We start from the raw sequence: 7,071 nt of genomic DNA, 5'->3' as shown, positions 1-7,071 counted from the left end.
AGCCGTGAGAGGACGTTTACACTTCTGATACGGCGGATGACGTTTCGGTAAAACAAGTGTAGTGTGAAGAAATTACAACATAAAATGTATGGCGTAAGGGGGGCGGCTGTGAAGATTTACTCGGTATCTATTGAGAATTTTCGAGGCATCAGCTCAACCAAGCTGGTTCTGCCCGATCACGCCGTACTCATCGGCGACAACAACACCGGCAAGTCTTCCGTTCTTGAAGCCATAGATCTTGCGCTTGGGCCAGATCGGCTGAGCCGCCGGCCTCCTGTCGACGAACACGATTTCTATGAGGGCAAATATCTGCCCTTGGCTCCGGCTCCGGTTGAGGATGGTGCAGCAACTGCAGAGGCGCAGCCCGCCCCGCAAATCACCGTCGAGGTCACGATCATCGGGCTGTCGCAGGAGCAGGAAGCTCGGTTTGGCGGCAATATCGAGTGGCTCAACATAGCGACCGGGGATTTCTTCACGGAAGCAAACCCCGCAGGCGTGGATGCCGCGCACATCAAGGCGGCGCTGCGCGTCACCTTCATTGGGGCATACGACGCCGATGAGGACGATTTCGTCGGCAACACCTATTACGCACGCAGCCTGACGGAAGAGGAGGCGCCTACGCCCTTCTCCAAGAAGGACAAGCAGCATTGCGGCTTCCTCTTCCTGCGCTCGCTGCGAACCGGCTCGCGTGCGCTCAGCCTGGAGCATGGGAGCCTTCTTGATATTATACTGCGACTGAAGGAAATCCGGCCGCAAATGTGGGAAGGCACAATCGGCACACTGGCGGCGTTCGATGTGGCAAGCGACCCCGCGATCGGCATCTCGGGCGTGCTCGACAGCATCGACAAGTCGCTGAAGAAGTATGTACCGCGAGAATGGGGCGTGAAGCCGCATCTTAAGGTCTCGAACCTCACGCGCGAACATCTGCGCAAGGTCGTAACGGCTTTCATTGCCACCGGCGATGGTGCCCATGCCGCGCCCTTTTTCCGGCAGGGCACTGGCACGATCAACATGCTGGTGCTGGCGATGCTGTCGCAGATTGCCGAGGACAAGCAGAACGTGATCTTCGCCATGGAGGAGGTCGAGACGGCGATCCCGCCCTATGCCCAGAAGCGGATCGTTCACGAACTGCGCAAGCTGGCCGCCCAATCGATCGTCACCTCGCACTCGCCGTATGTCCTTGAGGAATTCAAGCTCGACGAGACGGTGATCCTGTCGCGGACGAATGACGGGGTGCTTAAACAGTCGCAGATCGCGCTGCCCGACAGCGTGAAGCATAAGCGCTATCGCCAGGAGTTTCGGACGCGCTTTTGCGAGGGTTTGCTGTCTCGGCGTGTCCTCATCGCTGAGGGCGCGACCGAGGCAAGTGCATTTCCGGTCGCGGCCCGGCGGCTCTCTGAACTGAACCCCGGCGTCTATACCTCACTCGAAGCGCTCGGAATTTGCATCATCGATGCGGGCACCGAATCGCAGATCGCCGATCTCGCTGGGCTTTATAAGGGCCTCGGCAAGCGGACATTCGCACTGTGCGACAAGCAGACCGACCCCGCGAAGGCCACTATCGAAGCCCAGGTCGAGCGCCTGTTCATGCATGAGGAAAAGGGCATCGAGGATCTGATCCTCAAGAACACAACCCAGGCCGCACTTGAGCGCTTTTCCGATGCACTCGACTGGCCACCGCACCTGTCAGTGAAATACCCGGATCCGAAGGCCGACCTGATCGCCGCACTGAAGGAGTATTTCGGGTGGGCGAAGGGTAATTGGGGCATCGCGGACTTCCTCGGTCAATGCTCAGAGGCGGAGATGCCGTCGTGGATTCGCGACGCCTGCGTGGCCCTCAAGACACTCTGCGACCCGCCGCCCGCGCCGCAAGGAATTGACCAAGACGAAGCTGTCGAGCCTGTCGAATAGGGGGATGGATGGTCGATCTGACACCCGCGCAGAAGAATGTCCTAACCGTCGATGGGCACCAGCTCGTCGTGGGCGGCCCTGGCTCCGGCAAGACCACCGTTTCCATTTTGAAGGCGGCGAAGATCGCCCGAGAGAAACTCAGGCCGGGGCAGCGCGTCCTGTTCCTGAGTTTCGCGCGTGCGACGGTCTCGCGCGTCTTTGAGGCGATCGACGAAGAGCAGTCCGTCACGAAGGAGGAGAAGAAGCGGATCGAGGTCGATACCTATCATTCCTTCTTCTGGCGCATTCTCAAGGCCCACGGCTATCTGGTCGGGTTTCCGCGCCGGATGGCAATTCTTACGCCACCGAACGAGGCGATCGCGCTTTCAACGATCCGCAGCGCGTTCAAGGTGCCATCCAAGCTCTCGGACGAGGAGAAGGCGCAGAAGGCCGCGCTGGAGATTGCCGAGCGGATGCGACTGGCGACCGAGGAAGGCAAAATCTGCTTCGACCTGTTCGCGGAGCGCGTGGCCATCCTGTTGCACGGCTCCGCCAAGGTCCGCGATCTCGTATCGACCATGTACCCTTTCATCATCCTCGACGAGTTTCAGGATACCAGCGCCCAGCAGTGGCGCGCGGTCGAGGCAATCGGGAAGAGCAGCACGCTGATCGCGCTGGCCGACCCTGAACAACGCATCTTTGATTTCATCGGCGCGGACCCGGAGCGTCTTGACCACTTCAGGGAGGCTTTCAAGCCTTCCGAGCACGATTTGGCCGGGGACAACCATCGCAGCAAGGGGACGGACATTGCCTTGTTCGGCAACCACCTGCTTACCGGCAAATTTCGGGAAGAAGCGTATCAGGGCATCGATTACGAGGGGTTTGCCTCGAATCCCAATCAGGCTTTCGCCTCGCTTGTCGCTCAGATTCTGAAAGCGCGTAAGCGGCTAATCGCGGCGGGCCGCCGGGACTGGTCGCTTGCGATTCTGGTGCCGACTAAGCGTATGACACGGCTGGTCTCCGACAATCTGCGCGAGCCCTTCGGGAACGTGCCTCCGATCGCGCACACGGCCGCCGTCGACATGGAAGGCCCGATCCTGGCGGCGGAGGTGATTGCCTTCCTTCTTCAGCAGCGAAGTCACGCCGGCTGCTTTGACGAATTCGTCGATGTGCTTTGCAGCTATTTCAGCGGCCGAGGGGGGCAGGCGCCGGCGAAGGGCGATCTTACGGAAGCGGCGCGGTTTCGCTCGGCGCTGGGCAAGTGGAATGATTGCCTTGCGAAAGGAAAGGCAGTTCCGGCGAACAGCATCTTGCAAGCCACGTTCGCGGTCCACGGGGCTGCAACGGCTGTTGCGCTGACTGGACAGCCCGACGGCGACTGGACCGCCGTTCGAGCGGTGCTTGAGGCCGGGGCCTGCACTCGGCTCGCCAAGGTCGCGAAGGAGGCCCGCAACGTCCGGCTTCTTGAGCGAGGAGCTCAGCTTAGGCAAAGCCTGTCGCAGGATTGGCGCGATACCGGTGGATACAAGAACGCGCTCGCTATCACCCGCCAGGCATTTGTTCAGGAGCACTTCTCGACCGCCCACAAGCCCGAGGCGGGTGTGGTCGTGATGAACATGCACAAGGCCAAAGGGAAACAGTTCGATGAAGTCATCATCTTCGAAGGCTGGCCTAAGCGAGTGAAGGGGGAGATTGTGGGCAACCCTGATCGTATCGTCAGCGGCAATGTGAACTCAGGTGCGATGATACAAGCCCGCCAGAACCTCCGCGTCAGCGTGACCCGCGCGAAGACCCGTACGACTATCATGTCACCTAACGACGACGTTTGCGTCCTGCTTATCCCCGTCGAGTAGAGCTAGGTTGCGGAGGCTGTGTGCGCCCAAGAAGATGAGCGGTGTTAGATGCGCGTTTTACCGCCTATGGCATCAAGTACGACGGTCATTGTCGGCAAGAGTGTTGCGCCGCTTGTCGACGCGCTCCATGTTGTCACCCGTGGCGTCTATATGTCGGAAGGCGCGATGGATCTGTCTTTGAAGCGCTGCTAAATTGCTACCTCCAGCGAATGTCGGTATCGGTAGTTGCGCGCCCCCGCAACCAAAAGTAAAAGGGATCCGCCTTAAAGCGGGTCCCTTTTGCTTTTTGTCGCCGGGGGAGCAGAGCTTGACTGCGCAAACAGGCCATGAGCCTGTTTGCCACAGTTCCTTGCGAAGGCCACTGGCCGGAGCTGGCGGAGCCCATAGGGCGGAGACTAATCTGGCCCCCGCAACCAATAAAAAGCCCTGCCATCTTTTGATGGCGGGGATTTTTGTTTATTCAGGTGTCTGCTTTGAACTGATGATCTTCCTGCGCTATGAAACTGTGCTCATAACTTGAAGGCTGAGGCTGTAAAGAAATCGCTCCAGTGGAGCGATTTTAAGCCGAAGGTCGAGCACGGCAAAGCCGCGCGCAGATTGCGGATCTCTCCTCATCTACATCACGAAGAACCATCCGGCTAAATATGGAGCAGAGCCGTCAGGAGTTGGATTTTACAAACGCAGCTGCTGTTGCCATGAAGCTGGATACCACGGGCTTAACGGGTGAGCCGGTTGTCGCAATTGCGGTTTGCAGCATGATGTTCAGGTCTTGAACAGGCCGAAAAACAACCAGGTCATTGCTGCTACTGCAAAGTGTTTCTGGCACGAGCGCCACCCCAAGCCCCACTGCGGCCTGATCGAGCATGGCGTGCCAACGAAACCGTTCCTCACGTAAAATAGGTTGAAATCCACATTTGCTGCATGCGGAAACTATCGAGTGATAGAGGACTGGGCCGATTTCTTCTGCGGAAACGATGAGGCGCTCTTGGGACAGGTCTGAAAGCTGCAGTCCCTGTTTGTTTGCCAGTGGATGATCAGCCCTCATGGCCGCGCCGATTCTTTCTTCACCTGCGAATTGCAGCGACAGATTGGTTTGATGAATCGGTGGATGTAAGAACGCGATATCGATTGCCCCTTTTTGCAGAGCGTCGATCTGGTCGATAGTTGGCATATTGTGGAGCGTAATGTCCACACCAGGAAATAATTCGCGATATCGGCGGATGATCGCTGTCATGTGACCAGCTTGCGGCAGTTCGCAATACCCAATGGCCAGCATACCGGCATCGCCACGTGCAACGTCCCGTGCTTGTTCGACAGCCCGGTCGACCAGGGTTAACGCCGCAGCCAGTTCACGGGCCAAGATCTTGCCCGCATCAGTTACGACGACTTTATGCGGGGACCGCAGCAGCAACGGGAAACCGACCTCTTCCTCCAGTTTTTTAATCTGATGAGAGAGCGCTGGCTGAGTGAGATGGAGCCGGGCTGCAGCCCGGCTGAAATGGAGTTCTTCTACGAGTACGCAGAAGCTTTGAGCATATTTGAACATGCACGAAGATAAAATTTTTTGATCTTAAGTGACAATAAAATAAATTTCGTTTCTTAAAATTGCTGCCTTACATTTCAGGGATAAAAGTCGTTGAGGTGAAAGATGAATGTCTACGGGAGTCTTGTGAAAAGTATCCGGCTGGTTCATTTGAACTTGAGCCATATGGTGGTTTTTAGCGTCTTGTCACTAAGCCTGCATCCACCACTGGCATATGCAGGCCCAGGCAGTTCGCCGGAGGTGGGCGATAGCATGTCGATGGGTAAAGCACTTGAGATGCCGGCAAGGCTGCAGTGGAGAGCAAATTACGGTTATTGTGGGGAAGTCGCCCTTATCAGCGCGGGCCTTTATTATGGGCAATATGTATCCCAGTTTGACGCACGTGCTATTGCAAGCAAGGGAGCAGACCAGTCAACTGAAGAAAGCCAGTTTCTGCTTGGTGTGAATGACACCTACGCGGCTGCGCAGATGCATCTAAAGACAAGTGCATGGGAAGGTGACGAAAGTTCCAGTACGAAAGCTTTTCTCAAGTGGGTAAAGGATAACATTGTATCTGGTCACCCGGTGATTATCGGCGTTTATATGAACCGCCATCTCTTTTATGGAACGGATGACCTTGATGCGGGCGATGAAGAGTACGATCACATCGTTCCTGTTCGCGGGGTTACATCCCGTCACTCATTGCAAAAGCCATCGATCTATTATGACGATGATGTATTGACCTTCAGTGATAATGGCTTGTGGGCAGGCAATGGCGCGCCTGCGTTTATGTACAGTTACTCATTCAAGGCATTTCAAGCCAATCGAACCGAAGCCAATTCTCCTTCGGGAGCGGTTTATGCGTTGCCGAGGACAGTTGGAAATTATGGTATCGCCGTAACCGGTATTATCGACAAAGATGGTCAGACGCTGCCGGTTCGCCTCACAACCAATGTTAATGATGAAAAACCGGCGATGAAAGAAGGTTCAAATATTCGCCCGGCATCCAGCGACATCACCCTAACGGTCAAAGTGTCCGGTTTGAAACCCGGAACGTCATATAACCTCTATCGTTACAGTGACTTCAAATCAGTTCCTGATTCTGCTTTCAATGCAAAGGCAAAGAAGGCGGATAAAAGCTGGAAAATTGTCATCGATGCCGGCTCGACCTATTCGATGAATGAGACGATTAAATCAAATCAGGTCGCGATATACCGTGCTGTTCCCGCCAATGCACCATAATGAAAAACCGGCTTTGTTCGTGCTGGAACAATACGATCACTCTTAATGCTTTCCAGGTTTGGTGGTTTTGTGCATTGAGGTTCAGGCTCCCCCACCTGTCAGTGCCAGATCAAATCACATTCAGCAAAATGGGACGTTCCGTTCAGTGATAGCTGTTGCAACGGCAAGGACCGGGCGTGTATTGAGGATAGGTATAGGGAGGTTCGTTTCCCGGTTGCGTTCTGTCAGGGGCGGCGGTTGGAGGGTTTGCGGCAGGTTTGCTGCGCACATATGATTGTCGATCGGGGCTTTCGATGCGGGTCGAGAGAGACGGGAAGGAACTGCGGACCATTTTTGAGCAGCCGTTTTCGGCTGGCGTTAGGAAGATGTGAGGATATTTTGGCTAAGGAAAGCAAAACGAACGGCGCGGCAACCAAAAGTGCAACAACTGCGGCAGCGCCTGCTGCTGGTGCATTGCCGTTGTTTTATAGCAAGCCGCGTGCGGTTCTGGCCGAGCGTCATGGCAGCATGTCGTTGACGCCGACGTCGGATTTTTCGTTTGCGGCGACCACCAATTCGGTGCCG

Annotated in this window: 4 protein-coding genes and 1 pseudogene; 4 read left to right on the top strand and 1 reads right to left on the bottom strand. The window is 56.0% G+C overall.

Going from position 1 to position 7,071, the window contains the following annotated elements:
- Positions 1 to 108 precede the first annotated feature (108 nt).
- The gene (locus tag THS27_RS25465; RefSeq protein ID WP_085595715.1) at positions 109 to 1,911 is read left to right on the top strand and encodes an ATP-dependent endonuclease; all 1,803 of its coding nucleotides are present in this window, start codon (positions 109 to 111) and stop codon (positions 1,909 to 1,911) included.
- A gap of 8 nt (positions 1,912 to 1,919) precedes the next feature.
- The gene (locus tag THS27_RS25460; protein ID WP_085595711.1) at positions 1,920 to 3,743 is read left to right on the top strand and encodes a UvrD-helicase domain-containing protein; all 1,824 of its coding nucleotides are present in this window, start codon (positions 1,920 to 1,922) and stop codon (positions 3,741 to 3,743) included.
- Positions 3,744 to 4,401: 658 nt separating this feature from the next.
- On the opposite strand, the gene THS27_RS25455 is transcribed toward THS27_RS25460, so the two are convergent.
- Positions 4,402 to 5,289, bottom strand: coding sequence for a LysR family transcriptional regulator (locus tag THS27_RS25455; RefSeq protein WP_085595709.1), 888 nt, complete (start codon positions 5,287 to 5,289; stop codon positions 4,402 to 4,404).
- 249 nt (positions 5,290 to 5,538) lie between these two features.
- Here THS27_RS25455 and THS27_RS25450 point away from each other — a divergent pair, with 249 nt between their 5' ends.
- Both THS27_RS25450 and THS27_RS25445 read left to right on the top strand, forming a co-directional pair.
- On the top strand, positions 5,539 to 6,507 hold the full coding sequence (locus tag THS27_RS25450; RefSeq protein WP_210403017.1) for a hypothetical protein: 969 nt from the start codon (positions 5,539 to 5,541) through the stop codon (positions 6,505 to 6,507).
- 378 nt (positions 6,508 to 6,885) lie between these two features.
- A pseudogene (locus THS27_RS25445) lies at positions 6,886 to 7,071 on the top strand (hypothetical protein); the annotation flags it as partial.

The sequence above is a fragment of the Thalassospira sp. MCCC 1A01428 genome (assembly GCF_002115825.1).
GTDB lineage: Bacteria > Pseudomonadota > Alphaproteobacteria > Rhodospirillales > Thalassospiraceae > Thalassospira.
Note: the sequence above shows the minus strand (reverse complement) of the source record. Positions and strands in the feature narration are given on the sequence as shown.